This is a genomic window from uncultured Gimesia sp. (genome assembly GCF_963976445.1).
GTDB lineage: Bacteria > Planctomycetota > Planctomycetia > Planctomycetales > Planctomycetaceae > Gimesia.
The window spans coordinates 224,837-245,946 of the sequence record NZ_CAXBKP010000003.1 but is presented as its reverse complement, the minus strand read 5'-3'; the positions used below and the strand labels follow the sequence as shown (position 1 = coordinate 245,946).

Annotated in this window: 17 protein-coding genes; 15 read left to right on the top strand and 2 right to left on the bottom strand. The window is 48.5% G+C overall.

The window, feature by feature from the left end:
* Window positions 1-43 precede the first annotated feature (43 nt).
* Window positions 44-1,522 carry a polysaccharide biosynthesis/export family protein gene (locus tag AAC022_RS05510; RefSeq protein WP_339728760.1) on the top strand — a complete coding sequence of 493 codons (1,479 nt, stop codon included), beginning with the start codon at window positions 44-46 and terminating at the stop codon, window positions 1,520-1,522.
* 50 nt (window positions 1,523-1,572) lie between these two features.
* Here the strand turns inward: AAC022_RS05510 and AAC022_RS05505 are convergent, their stop codons facing one another.
* Window positions 1,573-2,382, bottom strand: coding sequence for a hypothetical protein (locus AAC022_RS05505; protein ID WP_339728758.1), 810 nt, complete (start codon window positions 2,380-2,382; stop codon window positions 1,573-1,575).
* A gap of 101 nt (window positions 2,383-2,483) precedes the next feature.
* Entirely contained in the window at window positions 2,484-2,780 is a 297-nt protein-coding gene (locus AAC022_RS05500; RefSeq protein WP_339728756.1) for an FmdB family transcriptional regulator, read from the bottom strand.
* A gap of 562 nt (window positions 2,781-3,342) precedes the next feature.
* On the opposite strand from AAC022_RS05500, the gene raiA reads away from it, so the two are divergent.
* From raiA to scpB, 14 genes are all read left to right on the top strand, one after another.
* Window positions 3,343-3,705 carry a ribosome-associated translation inhibitor RaiA gene (raiA, locus tag AAC022_RS05495; RefSeq protein WP_339728754.1) on the top strand — a complete coding sequence of 121 codons (363 nt, stop codon included), beginning with the start codon at window positions 3,343-3,345 and terminating at the stop codon, window positions 3,703-3,705.
* A 189-nt stretch (window positions 3,706-3,894) separates the two neighbouring features.
* Window positions 3,895-4,368, top strand: coding sequence for a PTS sugar transporter subunit IIA (locus AAC022_RS05490; RefSeq protein WP_339728753.1), 474 nt, complete (start codon window positions 3,895-3,897; stop codon window positions 4,366-4,368).
* Between the two features lie 225 nt (window positions 4,369-4,593).
* Window positions 4,594-4,896, top strand: coding sequence for an HPr family phosphocarrier protein (locus tag AAC022_RS05485; protein ID WP_339728751.1), 303 nt, complete (start codon window positions 4,594-4,596; stop codon window positions 4,894-4,896).
* Window positions 4,897-4,971: 75 nt separating this feature from the next.
* Window positions 4,972-6,735 (top strand): phosphoenolpyruvate--protein phosphotransferase, encoded by a 1,764-nt coding sequence (gene ptsP / locus AAC022_RS05480; RefSeq protein ID WP_339728749.1) that lies wholly within the window; start codon window positions 4,972-4,974, stop codon window positions 6,733-6,735.
* 850 nt (window positions 6,736-7,585) lie between these two features.
* The gene (locus AAC022_RS05475) at window positions 7,586-9,178 is read left to right on the top strand and encodes an Rne/Rng family ribonuclease (RefSeq protein WP_339728748.1); all 1,593 of its coding nucleotides are present in this window, start codon (window positions 7,586-7,588) and stop codon (window positions 9,176-9,178) included.
* A gap of 250 nt (window positions 9,179-9,428) precedes the next feature.
* Window positions 9,429-9,809, top strand: coding sequence for a 50S ribosomal protein L21 (gene rplU, locus AAC022_RS05470; RefSeq protein WP_339728746.1), 381 nt, complete (start codon window positions 9,429-9,431; stop codon window positions 9,807-9,809).
* Between the two features lie 279 nt (window positions 9,810-10,088).
* Window positions 10,089-11,258 carry a lipid-A-disaccharide synthase gene (gene lpxB, locus AAC022_RS05465; RefSeq protein WP_339728744.1) on the top strand — a complete coding sequence of 390 codons (1,170 nt, stop codon included), beginning with the start codon at window positions 10,089-10,091 and terminating at the stop codon, window positions 11,256-11,258.
* 232 nt (window positions 11,259-11,490) lie between these two features.
* A complete protein-coding gene (locus tag AAC022_RS05460; protein ID WP_339728742.1) occupies window positions 11,491-12,537 on the top strand; it encodes a Gfo/Idh/MocA family oxidoreductase in 1,047 nt (348 codons plus the stop codon).
* A 98-nt stretch (window positions 12,538-12,635) separates the two neighbouring features.
* Entirely contained in the window at window positions 12,636-13,634 is a 999-nt protein-coding gene (locus AAC022_RS05455) for a 3'(2'),5'-bisphosphate nucleotidase (protein WP_339728741.1), read from the top strand.
* Window positions 13,635-13,678: 44 nt separating this feature from the next.
* Window positions 13,679-15,454, top strand: coding sequence for an SLC13 family permease (locus tag AAC022_RS05450; protein ID WP_339728739.1), 1,776 nt, complete (start codon window positions 13,679-13,681; stop codon window positions 15,452-15,454).
* Window positions 15,455-15,595: 141 nt separating this feature from the next.
* Window positions 15,596-17,560 (top strand): prolyl oligopeptidase family serine peptidase, encoded by a 1,965-nt coding sequence (locus tag AAC022_RS05445; RefSeq protein ID WP_339728737.1) that lies wholly within the window; start codon window positions 15,596-15,598, stop codon window positions 17,558-17,560.
* A gap of 57 nt (window positions 17,561-17,617) precedes the next feature.
* A complete protein-coding gene (locus AAC022_RS05440) occupies window positions 17,618-18,262 on the top strand; it encodes a pyridoxamine 5'-phosphate oxidase family protein (RefSeq protein ID WP_339728735.1) in 645 nt (214 codons plus the stop codon).
* A gap of 305 nt (window positions 18,263-18,567) precedes the next feature.
* A complete protein-coding gene (locus AAC022_RS05435) occupies window positions 18,568-20,250 on the top strand; it encodes a hypothetical protein (RefSeq protein WP_339728733.1) in 1,683 nt (560 codons plus the stop codon).
* 7 nt (window positions 20,251-20,257) lie between these two features.
* Window positions 20,258-21,103 carry an SMC-Scp complex subunit ScpB gene (gene scpB, locus AAC022_RS05430; protein WP_339728731.1) on the top strand — a complete coding sequence of 282 codons (846 nt, stop codon included), beginning with the start codon at window positions 20,258-20,260 and terminating at the stop codon, window positions 21,101-21,103.
* The last annotated feature ends 7 nt before the right edge of the window (window positions 21,104-21,110 follow it).

The following is a 21,110-nucleotide window of genomic DNA, read 5'->3' as shown; positions in this document are numbered from 1 at the left end:
ACAATTCAACAACGCAGTTATCGAATTGAGAGGTTCGAGTAGGATGCTAAAACACCTTAAAGCAATGCCCGCAATCAAGTGGCATCTTCTCTGCGCGCTGTTGTTACCTCTGCTCTTTAACGGCTGCGCTGCAATTCACCCGCTTAAGGGAGTTCCCGCTCAATATCTGCCGACGGAATACAAGGGAGAAGTGCGCTCCGGCAAGGAAACGATCGACCTCTCTCTGCTACGACAGCCAGCGCCGAAACATTATCTGCTCGATTCGGGAGACGTCCTGGGAGTTTATATCGAAGGCGTTCTAGGCCAGTTTAAAGATGTGCCTCCAGTTCATTTTCCGCAGTCACAGGAAGTCGCCCCTTCCCTTGGTTACCCGATCCCCATTCGTGAAGATGGTACAATTTCACTCCCGCTCATCGGAAACATTTTTGCCCGTGGTTTGACGCTGACCCAGCTCGAAGAAACAATCCGCCGCAAATATACGACAGAAAAGAGCATCCTCCGCGAAGGCCGCGATCGCATCCTGATCAGTCTGCAGAGACCACGTTCCTACCGGGTGCTTGTCATTCGCCAGGAAAATGCCAATGACATTGTGGGGACGACCGTCGGCAACTTAAACGTGGGACGATCCAAACGCGGCACCGGGCGTGTGATTAACTTACCCGCATACAACAACGATATCCTGCACGCCCTGGCGGAAACGGGAGGCTTACCCGGCCTGGATGCAGAAAATTCGATCTATATCATTCGCGGCGCCGCCCACGGCATGAATAATCCCCTCTGCCCGCAACCTATCCAGACAGGCTCTGCCACTTCGAAAAATGCCGGCCCCCCCCAGAACATTCAACAGGTGTCCGACACTTACACACCGATTCCACACTCATCCCCACTGCCAAGTGATACCGCATTCCAAGTCGGTCAGCCACTCTATTCTACCGATGGCGGTTTCTATTCCAGTGACCTTATGGCGCCGACGGTGAACAATGACTCGACAATGCAGCGCTCAGGAATTATCAAAATCCCCATTCGCCTGAGTCCGGGCGAACAGGTACATCTGACACAAGACGAAATCATTCTGCATGATGGCGATGTTGTCTTTATCGAGTCACGCGACACAGAAATTTTCTATACCGGCGGCCTACTGGGTGGCGGACAATACACGCTTCCTCGCGATTACGATCTAGACATTCTGGGGGCAATTTCCATCGCGCAAGCATCGCAGTCCGGAGGGTCTAATAAATCTACGGGCGGTCCTTCTGCACTGAATCAGGATGTCACTATCAGTGCCAGTAACGCCATCATCTTGAGGCAACTCCCCAATGGAACGCAACTGCCGATCAAAGTTGATTTGTATGAAGCAGTGCGTCACCCCAGTCAACGCGTGCTGATTCAACCCGGCGACTATGTAATTCTGCAATACACCAAATCAGAAGCAATCGCAGCATTTGTGGAACGTCACCTGCTGGAAGGTGCGTTGTTCGGGCTGGCTGCTTCCAATCTACAGGGAGGCGGAGGAGGACGCTAACCTGTTAAGCCGATTAAATTCGATGCGTCCTGAATCAGGAAGATCGGCGACTATTTACGGATGATGAAACCCTGTTTTTCACTGGGCTCCGCCAATAGCACACGACCTGTATGCAGTTTGCCTTCCTTGCCACCACGGGCAATCAACAGCAGCTTATCGTTAATACGATCAACCCCGAGACTGCACTCGAGATCAAATTTTGCGAGAAACTGGTAACTGGTATCCGCCTTTAACAACTTGGTTCCGTAACAACCGAACCACCATTGGTTGTCTGCAAACGCCGCAGTTTGAATTCCCAGCAAAGTGTAACCGCTTTTCAAAATATGCTTTTTGACAAATTTGAAGTTCTGATCGTATTCGTACAGATAATTCTCATTGATGTCTTTCGGCAAACCTCCAACCACGAGGAACTTGCCCTCATGAACGGCAATGCCGCCTGCACCATAAATCACTTCGGGAGTCTGATGCTTGGCAATCAGCAATAATTTTTCTGCATCATACACGTAAACCCATGAATCTGCTTTTCCCTCGGGGTTATTGAAATCGCCAAAATTGACGGCCACAAAAACTTTCCCCCCCTGAAAACAGAGATCGCCATGATGATTTCCCACAGGAATTTTCACCAGAACCTTGCCCGCCGCATTCGTTTTGACCAGCTCTGTGGTAAAACTCCAGAAAATGTGCCCCTGACCATCGATGCAAATTCCCTGCAGATGATGTGGATAGGTTCCCTCGCATTGAACGTTGGAATATTCTGATTTCTTTTGAACTGCTGCTGCCTGCTCCTCTGCTTTGCCCTGGAACGGGACTCCACAAACCAACATGAACATCAAAACAAAATACGCGTGCTGTAAATTCATAGCAAAAATATCTCCCTCAACAGACAGGACTCTCAGTCAAGCTTCAATCAGGCGGCCCAATCAATGACGTCCGTCTGTCATTTAAAACATTCATAACAAATCTAATCTGCAGAAATCAGGTCTGGACCATCACCGGCCCTTTTTTCATACGTCCCTTTTGACGATTTCACATATTTGGTGAAACCGAGTTCTCCCAGACGCTTATCATCATTTATAGTGCGTTTCGCTTCCGCATCCGACCATTTTCCAGAAAAATTGACTGCCGTAATCACCTTGTGTACCGCCTCACCCGTCTCAGGATGGGTCGTCAAAATCGGATCACTCATTTTTTGAATGACCTCAAAACGTTCGCCCGGCGTACCGTCCGGTTTAATGACTTCGTAGACATAAGTAGGCATTGCTACTATTTTACCTCTCAACTCAACTTGGAATACACACTGATCCGAGTCAGAACTCTCAGTCCAAGACTACGACCAGTCTGCGAAAGCAACAGCTTACACTGAATTTGACAGCCCCAAAACAAGACCAACCAGGCAAAACAAGGATATTTTCTCTTTATTCAGAGCAAGACCGACTTTTGCAGTCGTTAAAGTCCTATGCCTCCGACAGCAGATTCAATGTTCTATCAATAGTTTCTATCACAAAGACGGAATAATCCATTAAAATCAGGCAGCTTTCGAGTAATATTGCCGATGTGACACAAAAAAGGCGCAATAGAAACTTTACTCGCAACACCTGTACCATGCACATCCGACTCCTCTTTCTGCCTGTCTAGAATCATATCCATTCCAGCAGAGGAGGAAAAGGTCCTGATGTTTGAACCTGAAGCTTGAGAATTAGTGACTGGTATTGCTGGACCTGGCGAGCTAGAATCTGTTAGCATCATCCTATTTGCTGAACCCAGACAAGCTCACATACGTATACACAGCGTGAGTAGTTTTTTTTACAGGAGAATAGTCCGTGCAAGTTGCGATTACTTGTCGTCATGGCAGTGTTTCAGATAGTCTCCGCGATTACATTACTGAAAAGTCTGAAAAGTTACTGACGTACTTTGAGAGGGTAACTGCAATTCAAGTAACGATCGATCAGGGTGAAAACCAGAATCGCGTCGAAATTCTCGTTGATGCAGAACACAAACATAATTTTGTTGCCCATGCGGAAGGAGATGAAGTCAAACCGAACTTTCATTCCGCACTGAGTAAAATGGAACAACAAATCAAAAAATATAAGCAAAAGATTCAGGACCACCGCCGTGATCTTCCGTTGAATGAAATCGCGGAAAACAGCATTGCGGAAGCGGAAACAGAAACGGAATCTGAGTAATTTCCAAACCCTCAATTGCTTTTACAGAGTGATAGATAAAATACTGTCTTAAATATAATGATGTGTGATCAGCTTGGAATAAAGCCCCTCATTCTTCGTTTTTCAAGCTGTTACAATTTACAACAACGTCATGCGCCTTGACCGCAGACAATGATTTTTTTTGCAGATGTAGTTAGAAGGAAAGAATACATGAAGTTAACAGACTTCGTGGTTTCGGATGCGATCATTCCGGAATTGAATGTAACAACCAAAGAAGAAGCAATCCGCACGATGGTCGCCAGCCTGAAAAATGCAGGCAGCATCTCGGCTGAAGATGAGGAAGGTATCGTCTCGGCAATTCTCAAACGAGAAGAGCTGGGTTCAACCGGTATCGGAAATGGCGTAGCCGTCCCTCATACCAAACATTCTTCCGTAGAAAACCTGACCGCCGCAGTTGCCCTCTCTACGGAAGGTGTCGACTTCGCCAGTCTCGACGGTGAGGATGTTTATATTTTGTTTTTGCTAATTTCACCTCTGGATCGTCCGGGAGATCACTTACGCGGGCTGGAAAATATTTCCCGTCACCTGCGGAATCAAAAATTCTGTAATTTCCTCCGACAATCCAAAAACGTAAAAGATATTATTGAACTACTTAACGAAGCTGACAGCAATCAGCTGGATTAAGTACCTGGACATAAAAAGTCAGGGAGAACCTGTTCGAATTCAGCCCATACTTGCCGCCAAGGCCGACAATTTATTTTGAGTCCCAGAAGCCATGCTCGACTCTGGCTCATTTCTAGTCGGATAAAGAGGAAAGGGGTAATTACGAAATCTTACTGAAAACACCATTATTCCTGCATGAGACTTGGTTTGTTTTTCAGGCTGCTTGAGTAGTTATCAATTAGTGCCATGCAAGAATCTGTTTGCCGTCAGATTGTCACTGTCAAAATGAAACAGGGGCTGCATCTTCGTCCGATTTCAGAAATTGTCAGAATTGCACGTGACTCCACTTGCGAATTGAAAATTTCAAACGGGGATCAGACGGGAAATGCCAAAGAAGTCTATGACTTACTGGAATTAAAGGCCATGCCTGATACCGAACTGGTCTTAGAGGCAAATGGAGAAGATGCCAGCAAACTCATGGAAGAAATCGTTCAGTTTTTTGAATCAGGATACAAAAAATTCGAAGAAACGTCTGATCCATCTGAATAACCCCCGTACACATCGACCGAGTGGATTCTCACCGGTTGCCTGTCTGTTGAAAGCGCCATATTAGGCTCTAATTGAATGCTTGTTAAACGTGGAATTGCAGTTTCTCCGGGAGTAAATTTCGGCCCCGCACTCATTTTGGGGACGGAAGACTTTCGCATTCCGCGACAATTCGTCAGCGTCAATGTCATCGACACAGAGATTGCACGTCTTAAGTCTGCCATGGATGCGGTCTGTGAAGAAATCGCTGAAAATGAACGGCTCGCTTCAGACAAACTCGGAGAACAATACGGGGCGATTTTTGCTGCACACCTGCAAATGGTCAGATCACCTCGATTGCGGGAAGAGATTGAAACTCTGATTCGCGAAAAATGCTATTCCCCGGAACACGCATCCAGCCGTGTCTTCCGCCGCTATACTAAGCTAGTCCAGCATCTGGGTGATAACTATCTGGCAGAACGAGCCAGTGATATTATTGACCTCGAAAAACGGCTCCTGAAACAGCTCCTGGGTGAGAAACGCGAAGAACTTTCCAATCTGACAACGCCGATTATTGTTCTGGCTAATAACCTGACCCCCAGTGAAACAGCGGGCCTCGCCAAAGAATTCGTGCTCGGTTTTGCTACTGAGGTTGGCGGCCGAACCAGCCACACGTCGATTCTCGCCGGGGCACTGGAAATTCCGGCTGTCGTTGGTCTGGGTGACTTTCTCTCGGACATCTCCGGTGGTGACATGGTCATCGTCGATGGCAATAACGGCGAAGTCATCATCGACCCCGATGAAGAAACGCTCGCAAAATATAAAAACACGGGAGAACGCCAACGTTCGATGGCCGCTCGACTGGCATCCCGTCGAAAAATTCGTTCTGAAACAAAGGACGGAACCCGCATCCACGTCATGGGGAATATTGAATTTCCCAATGAAGTGGAACACTGCCGGGAACGGGGTGCGGATGGAATTGGCCTGTATCGAACCGAATTCCTGTACCTCCAGTCCAATACCGAACCCACAGAAGAAGTTCACTACGATGCTTACTGCCGCGTCGTTCAAGCGGCTCAAAATCGGCCGATTGTCATTCGAACCCTCGACTTGGGCGCAGACAAAATCCCCCGAGGCTACAGACATCTGGCCAAAGAAGGGATGAACCCGGCATTAGGCCTGCGAAGCGTCAGGTTAAGCCTGCGCGACCTACCCTTGTTTAAAACCCAGCTCAGAGCCATCTTTCGGGCAGCTGTACACGGGGATGTACGAATTATGTTCCCACTGATTTCCACCCTGCTGGAATGGCGTCAGGCTAAAATGATCGTGGGTGACGTTCTGGAAGACCTCGAAGAACGGGGAGTCGACTTCAAACCGAATATCCCGATTGGAATGATGGTTGAAGTCCCCGCAGCAGCCCTCCTGGCAGAAGAGTTTGCAGAAGAAGTTGACTTTTTCTCCATTGGGACAAATGATTTAATTCAGTATACTCTAGCCGTGGATCGATCTGATCCCGCGGTATCGTCTCTATACAACTCTTCAGATCCTTCGATTTTAAGGCTGATTAAAATGGTTGTGGAGGCGGCTCACAAGAAAAATATACCGGTCACCGTCTGTGGCCAGATGAGCTCTGATCTCAAGTCGATTCCATTATTGGCAGGACTGGGAATCCGACAGATCAGTGCCACTCCACTGGCGATTCCGGAAGTAAAAGAAGTAATCAGACATCTGACAATAGAGCGGGCAGAGGAAATCGCCGCACATGCGATGACCATCGACGTTGCCCGTGACGTAGAAAGTTATTTAAGAGGAGAACTGTACAAAATTTGTCCTGATCTGTTTGATGAAGAACTCCCCATGTAACCAAATTGGGTTACGGAACGGCATATTCTTTGAACCTCAAGTAGACAGAACATATTGATTTCCGGATGAACGCTGTATTTCAATCAGCATTCGTCATCACAATTTAACGTTTACATTTTGCAACTGGTTTACTTGGCTTCAATGAAACCAGCCAGTTGCCGTCTATTTCACCTCGGTGGTGAATGGATCAAGTAAGAACAAATTCAATCAAGACGAAATGTATTGTAAAATCATTTCCTGGCCCTGAAACGAACAAGGTGTGAGCAAAACAGGGGAATGCAATGGAAAATCCATCAGACAAATCTGGTATCTCAGATCCAGCAAGTTTGAAGTTCCCGCATCCCGCTGCTTCACACCCATGACCGCATGAACAAACCACCTGATCATTTACAGCAAACAATCAGCAAGACGGCAATTGTCGCCTTACGGTGGAATGCTACAGCTATCATGTCACATTTTCAGAGTCAACGAGGGACTTCCCTACTTGTTGGAACCACCTGCTCTTCACCTCGCTTTACCACGATGAGCGCCCCGCTTTTTGAGCTGTGCGCCATTTCCGGTGATCTGACTAACGAAGTAAGCAAACCAGAACCAGCAACTTCCGGATCAAAGTTCCTTCACGACATCGCACAGGAAATGATTCGACTCAACAGTCGCATCATGAAATCTCTCATTGATTGTGTGCATTCGGTTTCATACCGCAGCAATACAATCTACCCCAAGAGATCTGCCCATTCCTGGATTTTCCATTTCTGCGGCAGACTACAGACTGACATACTTCTGGCAAAGATCCAATCGATGCCTGGAATGTCCGTCTCTTCAGCGACTGATGAGGAATACAATATTCGTCGTGAAACAACACGACAAAGGGTATTCCATGAAAAAGGAAATGCTGATTAATGTCCTCCAACCGGAGGAAAGTCGAATTGCCATCGTGGAAGATGGTATTCTCGAAGAACTGTATGTTGAACGAAATAGCCTCGAAAACCTGGTAGGTAATATCTACAAAGGAAAAGTGGTCAATATTGAGCCCAGCATTCAGGCTGCGTTCGTTGACTTTGGTGTCGGCCGTAATGGCTTTTTGCATGTCAGTGACATCGAACACCAGTACTACAAACACCTCACCGAACGTGGTGACGGTAACGGCAAACCCGGGCAAGACAAAAAAAATCCAAAAGGCCGCCGCATCAATGAACGCAGCGTGGCCAATAAACCCCCCATTCAGGAAATCCTGAAACGTGGCAGTGAAATTTTGGTGCAAGTCATCAAAGAAGGGATCGGCAACAAAGGCCCGACTCTGTCGACCTACATCAGTATCCCCGGACGCTATCTGGTGATTATGCCCGGCCTGCAACGCGTCGGCATCAGTCGCAAAATTACGGACGAAGACGTCAGACGACAATTACGAACCATTCTCACACAACTGGCTCCGCCGCCCGGGCTTGGATTCATCGTGCGGACTGCCGGCATTGACCGAAGCGCAGATGACCTCAAACGAGACTTGAACTACCTGCTCCGCTTGTGGGGCACAATTGTAGGTCGCATCAAAAAACTACCCACTCCTGTCGAGATTTACTCAGAGAGTGACATGATGATTCGCACGATTCGCGATATCTATAACAGCGAAATCGATACCCTCTATATCGATGAGGCCACAGCCTATCAAAGAGCACGCGATTTCATGAAAGTCGTGCTGCCCAAACACGTCAATCGAATCAAACATTATACCGGCAACGATCCGATTTTTTATAACAGCGATCTCGATGATGAGATTTGCAGCATTCAGAATCGACATGTCCCCATGAAAGGCGGCGGTTCGATTGTGATTGACCAGACAGAAGCCCTGGTCGCAATTGACGTCAACAGTGGGAATTACCGCGCAGATGACAATGCAGAAAAAACTGCTTTTAAAGTGAATATGAAAGCGGCCGAGGAAATCAGTCGTCAGATCAGGCTCCGCGATTTGGGGGGCGTGATTGTGATTGACTTCATCGACATGCGGGAAGAGAAACATCGTCGATCGGTCGAACGCCGGTTGCGTGATCTCGTCAAACGCGACCGCGCACGAACTAAAGTTTTACGAATCAGCCCCTTTGGTCTGATTGAAATGACCCGCCAGAGAATTCGCCCCTCACTCCGCAGAAGCATGTATGAAGATTGTCCTTCCTGCCGCGGAACGGGTCAGGTAAAAACAGCCGAAAGTATGGCCATCGAAGTCATGCGGACGCTGATGACCACGGTAAACAAGAAAAATATTGCCCGGCTCATACTAAATGTACATGAGACCGTTGCAAATTACCTGAATAATAAACGCCGTAAAGACATTACAAACCTGGAAGAATCTGCTAAAACCTCAATCATAATCAACGCGCGTACAGATGTCGAACCAGAACATCTAACCGCACGTTGTTATGACGATATTGGAAATGAAGTGAATTTCTAGTCGTTTCTGACTCGAATTTTCAAATGTGACACCTTACAATGCCCTGCTCGATATTCGTGTAACCAGCACAGGTTCTGCGCTTTGTTCCCCTCGTGGCACGAGTTGACTGGCAAAGGCACAAAGTGTTTAACGATATACTATCAATGGCATTGCGCAATTGATTCTGAATACGACTCGGATTGACTTTGATTTTCAAATCCGACTTCAGCACATTTATTGATCAAAGAGTAGAAGAAAAGAAGGTTTGAGGATGTTTGTAGTAATCGAAGATGGCAGCCATCAATATAAGATTCAGGAAGGCGAGATCCTGACAATCGACTACCGTGCTACAGCAAACGAAGGTGATGCCATTACTTTCGAAAGCGTTCTGCTAGCCAACGGCGGTGGAGCCAGTGCCATCGGCGCTCCCACAATCGAAGGCGCCACAGTAGAAGCGGAAGTCGTAAATCCTGAATTCAAAGGTGAAAAACTCGAAATTCAAAAATTTCGCCGCCGAAAGAATTCACGTCGTCACACAGGACACCGCCAGAAATACACAACCGTTCTGATTAAAACAATCAACGTCCCCGGACTGGAAGTTGTTGAAGAACCTGCAGCAGAAAAACCAGAAACTGCTGCCGCTGAAGGCTAAGCCCTTCTACTTAGCACAGTGAACGCAATTCTTTCCCAATAGGAATTGCCGATCATTGTGCGTCTAAACACATACAAGCAAGCTCCCTGAAACCAGTTTTCAGGGAGCTTTTTTTATTAGTCGATCCCTGTGGCCCGCCCGAACTCTCAAAACGCATCACCCGAAAACGGGGTTGACCAAAAATGGTTATTCCGCATACCTTTACACCGTTTTTGTGGAATGGAGGCACCGTGATCGCAATCACCTTTTGCCTGTGAATAGCTTGGATAGGACTTTCAAATGCACCTGTTTTTTTCAGTGGGCGAACCCAGCGGTGACCAGCATACAGCTCATTTGATCGAGGAAATTCGCCACCGCTGTCCGGAGGCCCGCTTCTCCGCGTTCGGCGGACCGGAAATGCAAGACGCTGGTTGCCATTTGGAAGTACGTCTCACTGACTATGCCGTGATGGGAATTCTGAATGTCTTGCCGCTGATCTTTAAATTCATTCAACTGATCAAGCAAGTCGGGCAATATCTCGAATCAGAGCGCCCCGACGCAGTCATCCTCGTCGACTTCCCCGGCTTCAACTGGTGGGTCGCTAAAAAAGCAAAAGCTCTGGGCATCCCCGTGTTCTATTATCTGCCTCCGCAGCTCTGGGCGTGGGCTCCCTGGAGAATTCGACGCGTTCGTAAAAACGTGGACTACATTCTCTCCGGTTTAAATTTTGAAAAACAATGGTATGAATCGCGAGGCGTCAAAGTCGACTACATCGGCCATCCATTCTTTGACGAAGTGGCATCCAAGGCATTAGACCAGAATGTTCTGAATGAACTCGCGCAGCCTGAAAAAAAAACCGTTGGCATTTTACCTGGCTCACGAACTAGTGAAGTCGCCCGGAATTTTTCCGTCATGCTGCAAGTGGTCCGCCAACTGTCAGAGCAGTTTCCCAACGCCACATTTCCAGTTGCCTGCTACAGACAGGCCCATTTTGAACTCTGTCAAAATCTGATCCAGGAAGCACAGGCAACCAATCTGCCGATTCAGCTCTATTTGAACAAGACTTCGGAAATCATTGAAGCCGCCGACTGCTGTCTAATGGTCTCTGGTTCGGTCAGCCTGGAACTGCTGGCAAGAAAAACCCCCGCTGTCGTACTCTACCGCAGCCACTGGGGCATGTATTTCATGGCCCACCTGATGATTACCTGCAAATATATGTCGCTCCCCAATCTGATTGCGGACCGAGAATTGATGCCGGAATTTCCCTCTGTCGGATCGCCGGAAAAAGATGTCGCCAAAATCTCTGCGATTTTCGGTGACTGGCTTAGTACACCACTTTCTCTGGAACAAGCTCGCACAAAACTCACGTCACTCTACAATGAAACCGTGATCCCTGGTGCTTCAGCCCAGGCTGCGGAATCCATCTTGAGTCATATCCAGCCAGAAACTCAGCAGAAATTCGCCGCATAATATACATAACAACAGCACCCAACGCTCTCGGTTGTGTTAAATCAGGTACAAAACAACAAATTTCCAATGAGAATTTGGGGAACCTGTAATTGTTTGTTTTGTGTGAATGGTCCTCCAGAATTCTGCTCGTTAGAATCTTCGGATACACTGAAATGCGCTGGTAATAAGCTTAAAGCCAGCCACTATCATTCAATCTGAAAAACATCTTGGAATATCGGGACGACGTACACTAATGGGAAAAAAAACGATCCGTATTGGAATTGTTGGTGCTGGGGCAAATACGAAAAGTCGCCATATTCCTGGATTTCAAGCGATTGAAGATGTCGAAATCGTCGGTGTTGTGAATTCCACACCTGAGTCGACTGAAAAAGTCGCCCGAAAATATGGCATTCCACAGACCTATGCTCATTGGCAGGAACTGGTCGAAGACCCCGAAGTCGATGCCGTGATGATCGGAACCTGGCCCAATCTGCATTGTGATATCACATGCATGGCCCTCGAAGCCGGCAAGCACGTTCTCACCGAAGCAAGAATGGCACGCAATCTGGCCGAAGCGCAAAAGATGCTCAAAGTCTCTCAGGCTCGCCCGGATCTGATAGCACAAATTGTTCCCAGCCCCTTTGGCTTAAAATACAACCAGGAAGTCATTAAGCTGGTCTCTCAAAAATATCTGGGCAAACTGCGTGAAGTCGTCGTGCTGGGAGCTGATGACTCCTTCTGGGACTACAGCAAAAAATTGCACTGGCGACAGGATAAAGAAATTAGTGGAAACAACGTTCTGACAATGGGAATATTACACGAGACCTTAAGCCGCTGGGTCCCTCCCACAGAACGGGTCTTTGCTCAATGTTCTACTTTCGAGCCACGGCGTCCTTCTGCACACAGACAGGGTTACGCTGATGTTACTCTTCCTGAAAGCGTCCAACTTGTGACCAGACTTCAGGGAGGCGCAAATGCCATCTACCACTTAAGCGGTTCGATTCTGTTTGGCCCGGGCCTGCAGATCCACCTCTATGGCGCCCATGGAACGATTAAAGTTCACTTCACTCCGGAAGAAAGAATCTTTGTCGGCCATATGGGGGAAGACCAGATGAAGGAACTCCAGATCCCGAAAGAAGAACAAGGAGGCTGGCGCGTCGAGGCAGAGTTTATCGGCGCCATCCGTGGAGAAGAAATCGTCCACCATACGGATTTTGCGACGGGTGTCAAATACATGGAATTTACAGAAGCCGTCGCGCAAAGTTGTGAAACAAGTGAACCTGTAACGCTTCCGCTGTGACCTGATTCTAATAACGCTCATATAACGGCTTGAGTGAATTTTCATCATCAAATTCTGGGAAACTGCAGCAATACCAGCTCAGTAAATGACGCACTATTATGACGCCACCATTTCAACAGGAATTAGAAATAGCTCTGTCTGCGGTCAAACAGGCCTCTCAAATTTGTCGCTCAGTACAAGCAGCAATCACAGATGAAGTACTTGAGAAAAAAGATAAAAGCCCGGTAACGATTGCCGATTTCAGTAGCCAGGCAGTCATCTGTCGGGCACTCAACGAGGCATTTCCAGAAGACCCTATCATCGGTGAAGAAGACGCTGCTGAGCTGCGTCTGGAAGAAAACCGTGAGTTCCTGAACAAGATTGTGGCAGAACTCAACGCGGCACAAATTTCGGAGACCACTCCTGAAAATGTCTGCCGCTGGATCGATCAAGGGGGAGCCAAAGAGTATAGCAGTCGCTTCTGGACTCTGGACCCCATCGACGGAACCAAAGGGTTTTTACGCAAAGAACAGTATGCCGTTTCACTCTCCCTGATTATTGACGGAAAGATTGTACTCGGCGTCTTAGGCTGCCCCAACATGCCATTCCCGATTGATGAAACTGTCACCGGCACACTGTACTACGCTGTCGCCGGTCAGGGCGCCTTTGCGATTCCCTTAAATCAGGAACAGGAGCAGGCGGCATTTCCCATTCGTGTCACCACCACCACCGACTTTACGCAATCACGCTTTTGCGAATCGGTCGAATCGGGACACAGCTCACATGGCCATTCGCAACAGGTTGCAGAAAAACTGGACATTGAGAAAGAACCCCGGCGACTCGACAGCCAGGCCAAATATGCCGTAGTTGCTCAGGGAAACGCTGATATTTATATGCGACTGCCCACGCGCGTTGGTTATCGCGAAAAAATCTGGGACCACGCTGCCGGAGTGCTCCTGGTGCAGGAGGCCGGCGGTACTGTAACCGACATCACCGGTAAACCACTGGAATTTGATCAGGGCTACGAATTGAAAAACAATCAGGGAGTTATCGTAACTAACGGACCTCTCCATCCGGAGTTAATTAAAACTCTGGGTGAACTTGCAATCAATGAATAGTCTCCGGCTTTCGCCTTTGTACTGTTTATGAATATTGAACCGACATGGACTGGCAAATTGTAGTAACGTTCCTGGTATTGGGAGGAGTCATCGGCTCTCTTACGTTCCTACGTGCCGGCGCTGATACCATTCTCATGGGAGGGCTTACCATACTGGTAGTCACCGGTGTGATCCAGGTAGGGGATGCCGTCCAGGGTTTTGCCAATGAAGGATTGATCACAGTTGCATTTCTATTTGTTGTCAGCGAAGGCATACGCCAGACCGGCGGTTTTGCTTTTACCGGCCAACAGTTGCTCGGCCGCCCTAAATCACTGACCGATGCCCAAGCACGCGTGATGCTCCCCTCAGCAGTCTTAAGTGCATTCCTCAATAATACGCCTGTTGTTGCGATGATGATGCCCATCATTTCTGACTGGGCCAAGAAAATGCGGATCTCTGTTTCGCACCTGATGCTTCCCTTGAGTTACTCAGCCATTCTCGGCGGCTTATGCACTCTGGTTGGCACGAGCACCACGCTGGTCGTAGATGGGTTACTGCAGGATCACGATAATCACCCCGGCCTGTCTATGTTCGAAATTGCCTGGGTTGGAATCCCCGTGATGATTGTCGGCCTGATTTACCTGCTGGTCTTTTCACGCTGGTTACTCCCGGAACGAAAGCCGGCCATCACTCCCATGGATGACCCGCGAGAATATACCGTCGAAATGATCGTCGAACCGGGTTGCCCCCTGATTGGCAAAACAATCGAACAAGCCGGTTTGCGTCATCTGCCAGGTATGTACCTGATGGAAATCGACCGCCAGGATAATGTAATTGCTGCCGTCTCTTCCAAAGAACGTCTTGCCGCGAATGACCAGCTCGTGTTTGTTGGCGTCGTGGAATCGGTCATCGACCTGCAAAAAATCCCCGGGCTCAAACCGGCTACCGATCAGCTGTTTAAACTGTCCGGTCCCCGCTCCGAACGCTGCCTGATTGAAGCAGTTGTCTCGGACAGTTTTCGATTCATCAACATGTCTATTCGCACGGCAAAATTTCGTTCCAACTACAATGCTGCCGTGATCGCCGTGGCACGGAACGGTCAACGGATCAATAAAAAAATTGGGGACATTGAGCTCCAGCGCGGCGACACCCTGCTGATCGAAGCGCATCCTTCCTTCATCGATCAGCAACGAAATTCCCGTGAATTTTTCCTCGTCAGTCAGGTCGAAGACTCCACCCCGCCGCGCCACGAACGGGCCTGGATTGCTCGTACGATCTTACTGGCGATGATCGTGATGGTGGCCATCTGGAATGTCAAAATGCTCGTCGCAGCCATGGTCGCTGCCGGACTGATGACGGCCACGCGATGCTGCAGTGCAACTGAAGCCAAACGCTCTATCGACTGGGGCGTGCTGATTACCATCGCCGCAGGACTGGGAATTGGCCAGGCAATTGGAAAATCCGGAGCTGCAGACCTGATTGCTTCCACATTCATCGGCATGGGAAATAACAGCCCGTTGATCGTGCTGGCAATTTTATCATTTATCACGTTGATCTTCACAAACCTGATTACCGCCAAAGCAACTGCTACTCTATTTTTTCCCATTACCGTCGCCGCAGCAGCAACGCTTGATGTCAGTTTAATGCCGTTTGTGATCGCCCTCATCATTTCTGCTGCTGCCTGCTTTGCCACCCCGATTGGCTACCAGACCAATATGATGGTCTTTGGGCCTGGTGGGTATAAATATGCCGACTACCTCCGCATCGGAGGCCCACTGACTTTGATCGTCTGGATCCTGACCGTGATCATCGTACCTCTTGCCTGGCCCTTCCATCCGTGATAATGTAACTCTAGAGCCTGCTCTGTTGTTTCCCGCTCAGGCGGCTCTGGTAAAATGCAATCATCGCCCAAATTCGGACCGGCGGTCATTTGCTGTTTCGTTTCGTAGAGAAACTCTCCTATTCATTATCAGGATTCCACCATGAAGCGTCTCTTCTGTTTCCCGATTATTGTTGTCCTGATCTTTGGCCTTTCACTCTGTTCGAATAATTCACAGTTACAGGCACAAGAACCTGCGCCCGGAGACCGTGCCAAACTGGAACAGCAGCTCCAGGAACTGCAGGAACAAATCAAAGTTCTTAAGCAGAATCCCAAAATCAAAAAGTCGCTTCTGGCAGATGTCGAAGTTTATGCGAAGGCCGCAGAATGGATCTTGCGACATAACGAATTTTACAAACCACAATATGTCAAAGATACATTTCAAATTCTGGAAACCGGTCAGACACGCGCACAGCAGCTCCAGATCGGCAAACCAGAATGGACACAGCAAACCGGAACCGTCATCTTCGGCTACTACTCAAAAGTCGATGGCTCGGTTCAACCCTACGCACTCACCATCCCGACTGACTTTAAAGAAAAGTCCAGTCATCGCTGGCCACTCCATGTAGAATTGCACGGCCGCGGGGGGAAACGCAACGAAGTATTTTTCATTGCTCACCCGAACCGCAGAGGACCTCGCGAAGGTCATGAATGGCTACACCTGGAACCCTTTGGCCGTACCGATAATGGCTGGCGGTGGAGCGGCGAAGTCGACGTGCATGAGGCGATGGACGATGTTAAAAAACGATACCTGATTGATAAGAAACGCATTACACTCCGCGGCTTCTCCATGGGGGGTGCGGGCGCCTGGCATCTGGGTCTGCATTACCCTTCGCTCTGGTGTGGAGTCGGACCAGGTGCCGGATTTGTCGACTTTTATCAATATCAAAACTACAAAGAAAAACTCCCGCACTACCAACACAAAACGCTACACATTTATGATTCGATCGACTACGCCTTGAACGCCGCCGACGTGCCTGTTGTGACGTATGGTGGTGGCAAAGACAAACAGCTCGTCTCAAGCACCCGAATGGTTGAGAAAGCGAAAGCACACGATATCGATATCTCGCTGTATATCAGCCCGGAAGCAACACATCAGTCGCGGATGCCCGCCTATCAGGATTACCTTACTGATTTGCTGAATCATTCCAAACAAGGTCGCCCTGCCTGGCCTGGAAAAAAACAGATTCGCTTTATCACGTTTACCCCAAAGTTCAATGAGTGCGAATGGCTGACGATTGAAGAACTTGACGAAATGTATGAGCCCACGATTGTCGAAGGGGGTATCGATGACGAATCAGGCAACCTGCAACTGACGACAGAAAATGTCGCTGCCCTCTCTCTCGCCCGCAATGTTGCTGCCAAAGTCGAACTGGATGGCACACTGCTTCCGCTTGAGTCGGCCGCCGATGGCCTCTTGCCCCAGGTCTATTTTGTAAAAAGTAACAGTGGCTGGGATGTCCTCAAATATGAAGACTCGAAAACATTCATCGAAAATCCGAACCAGCGGAAACGACAAAACCTGCAAGGCCCGATCGATGATGCGTTTACACTCCCCTTTGTCTGCGTCACAGGAACCGGCACTCCCTGGAATTCTGAACTTAATGCCTGGTCACAATCGGTCCTGTCGCTGTTTGAAAAAGAATTCGACAAATGGCTGCGTGCAAAGGTACCCGTGATCAAAGATACGCAAGTCAATGATCAAATCATCGCTGCTAAAAACCTGATTCTATTCGGTGATCCCGGTTCGAATTCCTTGATCGCTAAAGTGGTCGAAGACCTTCCTGTCGAATGGACCAAAGACCAGATCACGGTGAACGGAAAAAGCTACGACACAAAAAATCACGGCGTTGTTCTGATCTATCCGAACCCGTTGAATCCTGTTCGCTATGTAGTCATCAACTCTGGACACACGATGCATGAAAAAGATTTCCGGGCTTCCAATTCTTGGCTCTTTCCCAAACTGGGCGACATCGCCGTGATTCAGTTTAAGAAATCAAAAGCCGGAACCTATGAAAACGAGACTGTCTGGGCGGAGCTCTTTGACAGCAACTGGGAACTACCGTAATTCCGTATCGAGCGCGGATCAGCTTCTGTATCAAACCAGGAATGCTTGGATTAAGTAATGGAATATCAGGAACCCGGTTTCGGCTCAGAGGGTGAGCGGGAACTTCAGAAGCGTTACGGAACAGAAAAACGCGCCAACAGTTTCTACGATCGGCAGATGATCGACTACCTGAATCCCCGGATGCAAGAATATATCCGAGGACAGGAACTGCTGTTTATCGCCACCTCCGATACGAAAGGCGAATGCGATAGCTCATTTCGTGCCGGCAATCCCGGTTTTGTGCGGATTCTGAATGAGAAACACCTTGCCTACCCGGAATACCGTGGTAACGGCGTGCTCGCCTCGCTCGGCAACATTTCAGAAAACCCACACATCGGATTGATGTTCCTCGATTTCTTCAAAGCAACCATAGGCCTGCATATCAACGGGAAAGCATCCATTGTCGAAAACGCGGAATTCCTGGTATCAGATGACACGCCTCAAGAAATCAAAGATGACATTGCAACCGATGATGGCAAGAAACCAGAACGCTGGGTGATGGTTGAAGTCGAAGAGGCTTACATCCATTGTTCAAAACATATCCCCCTGCTCGCCAAACAGGATAAAAAGATTGCCTGGGGGACTGATGATATGAAATTAAAAGGGGGCAACTTTTTTGGAGTCGCATCAAAATTGAATTCCAGAAAAGAATCCGCGGACTGACTGACTCACAACCACAACCCGTAAGCCATTTAATTCAAACTACTTACAACACTTAAAACCAACAAGTTTTACAAAAACGTAACGGTCTTCAATCCAACCTGCGGTTCAAATAACAGATTTCTTGAATCGATCTTGATTCATTTCGCGATTTTTCATAAAAAACCCACTCTCCTATCACATCATTTACTAATGCATGACTCAGTCTTGTTCCGATTCATGCATCCCCTGAACCAAATCAATGTCCGCGGCACCTGTAGTGTGTCCTTATTTATTGAGCCCTTTACCCCAATGATCCGGGCAACGTAATGAAACAACTCCGGCTCAGCACGGTACTGCCTGCTGTTCTAATTTTAATCTTGATGAGTGGATGTGCTTCACCATCAGGCCAGAAAACGATGGCCTGGAGAGCCCCCACTGCGCCCTGGAACTGGGGAAAATCCAAGCCCTCAGCAAAGAAGGCTTCCAAAGAAGAGACCGCAGTCGCCGCTGTGGAGAAAACTTCAACCAGTAGCGACGCACCAACAAAGAAAAATAAAGAGACCGCACCCAAAACCAAAACAGGTAAGGTGACGACACACAATGTCGAACTCCTGGCTTATATTAACGAAGAACTCAAAGATGCTTCTCCCAAAGAACGCGCTCAATATTTAAGTAGTTTCAAAGGCGTGGATCCGGATATGATCCGGAATATTCTCCGTACGCGGAGAATCATGAACAGCATGGAGCAACAGCAGCAGGAAACCCAGTTGGCAGATCATAAGCCCGCCAGCGTTTCTTCAATGAGTCTTCCCGGCCTGGGACACACACAACCGGGAGATTCACCATCGCCCGTCGTTCAAACCAGCGTCCAGCAGATGGCCCCCCCCGGTCAGTTGTCGCCCGATAACACTCAAATGAATGCCATGTCAAATCCAGTGAGACTGGGAAACCTGGAAGCAATCGGCACGAATAATACGGAATCGGGATTACCAGTCATTAACCCGACTCAGCAACAAGGCTATTCCAGATCGCAGACCATCAGCCAGGGACTGAATCACATCCCCGTTGTGGGTACGTTAAAAACGAAACTCTCTTCGGCATTCCAGCAAGGAACTTCTGCCTTACAGAACGGAATTTCCCGCACGAGTACGGCGATTATTGGCCAACAGGATGGGGCTGCTCCTCAGCCTCTTGAGACCGCATCTGCACAAATGCAGCCAGCCGTTCAGGAACCAGCGGAATTCAATCCGGTACCGACGATCAATCCTGCCGAATTAACAGGTGTGCCTGCTACAGATCAACTGAATCAACTCATTTCAGTAGCAGAAGCGGAACTGGCACAACTACCAACCGGATCAACGCCCGAAGAAAAACAACACTTTATTGAACGGCACGTTTACCTCCGAATGTTGTACCTGATGGCAGGACAGCACGAACGCGCACTCGAAGCGATTCCCGGAATCGAACCGGCTGACCAGGAATTTTGGCAACAAACTTTCTGGGCGGTGGCCAACTATTTCGACAATGAAGCCATTCCGGATCCGGCAGACCGGGCAACACAAACCGTCGCGCAATTAAGAGAGGCAACCGCCCGTCTGCAGGAAAAAGCCAATCTAAAACTGAAAAACGTTGCCTTCTGTCATAAGATTAACAGCTTTGGAAGTTATGAACGCTTTGAACGTGATGAATACACGCCAGGCCGCCCTGTGCTGGTTTACTCGGAAATTGAAAACTTCACCAGCGAACTGACGGCCGATGGCATGTATCGAACGCTTTTGAAATCCAAAGTCCAAATTTTTAAAGCAGGCACCAACGGAGATCTGGTTGCAGAGATCCCCTTCGATACGACCGAAGACCTCTGCCGAAATGTACGCAAAGATTATTTTCATAGTTATAAATTTGAAATACCGCGAAATATCTCACTGGGCCCCCACATCATGAAATTGACTGTGGAAGACGAAATCAGCCAGAAAGTGGCAACCTATACTCAAAACTTTACGGTTCGGTAAACCACGAATGCTTTCTAGTCCTTCTCCTTTCAACGTCTACCAGACTCGCTCTGGAAACGCTCTCTGCTCTCCCCCCTGCCAGCAGGCCACCGCATTCCGCTGGAATTTTCTCACACGTCAACAGCAGGGAGCTCAGTTGCAATTTGCTTCCGAGCAGGAAGTCAACACCAGACGCAGCCTGAAAATGGCCAAAGTGGAAGCGGTGTTGTTTGTCGCCGAAACGGCACTCTCCACACGAAAAATCGCGCAATTGGCAACGCTGGCGAATGCCGCTGAAGCAAAAGAAATCATTGAACAGCTCAATAATGCCCTGACTGCAACCAATTCGGCGTTTCACATTAAACGCGTCGCCACCGGTTATCAGATGATGACACAACCACAGTTTTCGTTCTGGTTGAATAAGCTCCATCAGAGGCAGGCAGCGCTCAAGCTCTCTGCACCGGCTATGGAAACGCTGGCGATGGTGGTTTACCGTCAACCAATCACCCGGGCAGATATTGAATCGATCCGCGGGGTCCAGAGCGCTGAAATGCTAAAGCAGTTAATGGATCGAGGTCTGGTCAGAATTGGCGGTAAAGATGACTCACTGGGACGCCCATTTCTTTACGAGTCTACTCGAAAATTTCTGGAAATATTTGGTCTGAAAAATCTGGATGACTTGCCTATGGGGGAAACGCTGCGAATTCGCCCCGAAAAGAAACAACAAGTTGTGAAGGCTGCGCCAGAAATCGAAATGGATGAAGCAACTCCAGAAAATGAAGTCGAATTGGTATCAGATTCCATCGATGAAGCTGCCTTGGAAACCTTCGAAGACACAAACGATTCTGAAAACGAAGATCTAAACGCCGCCTGACTTCTGC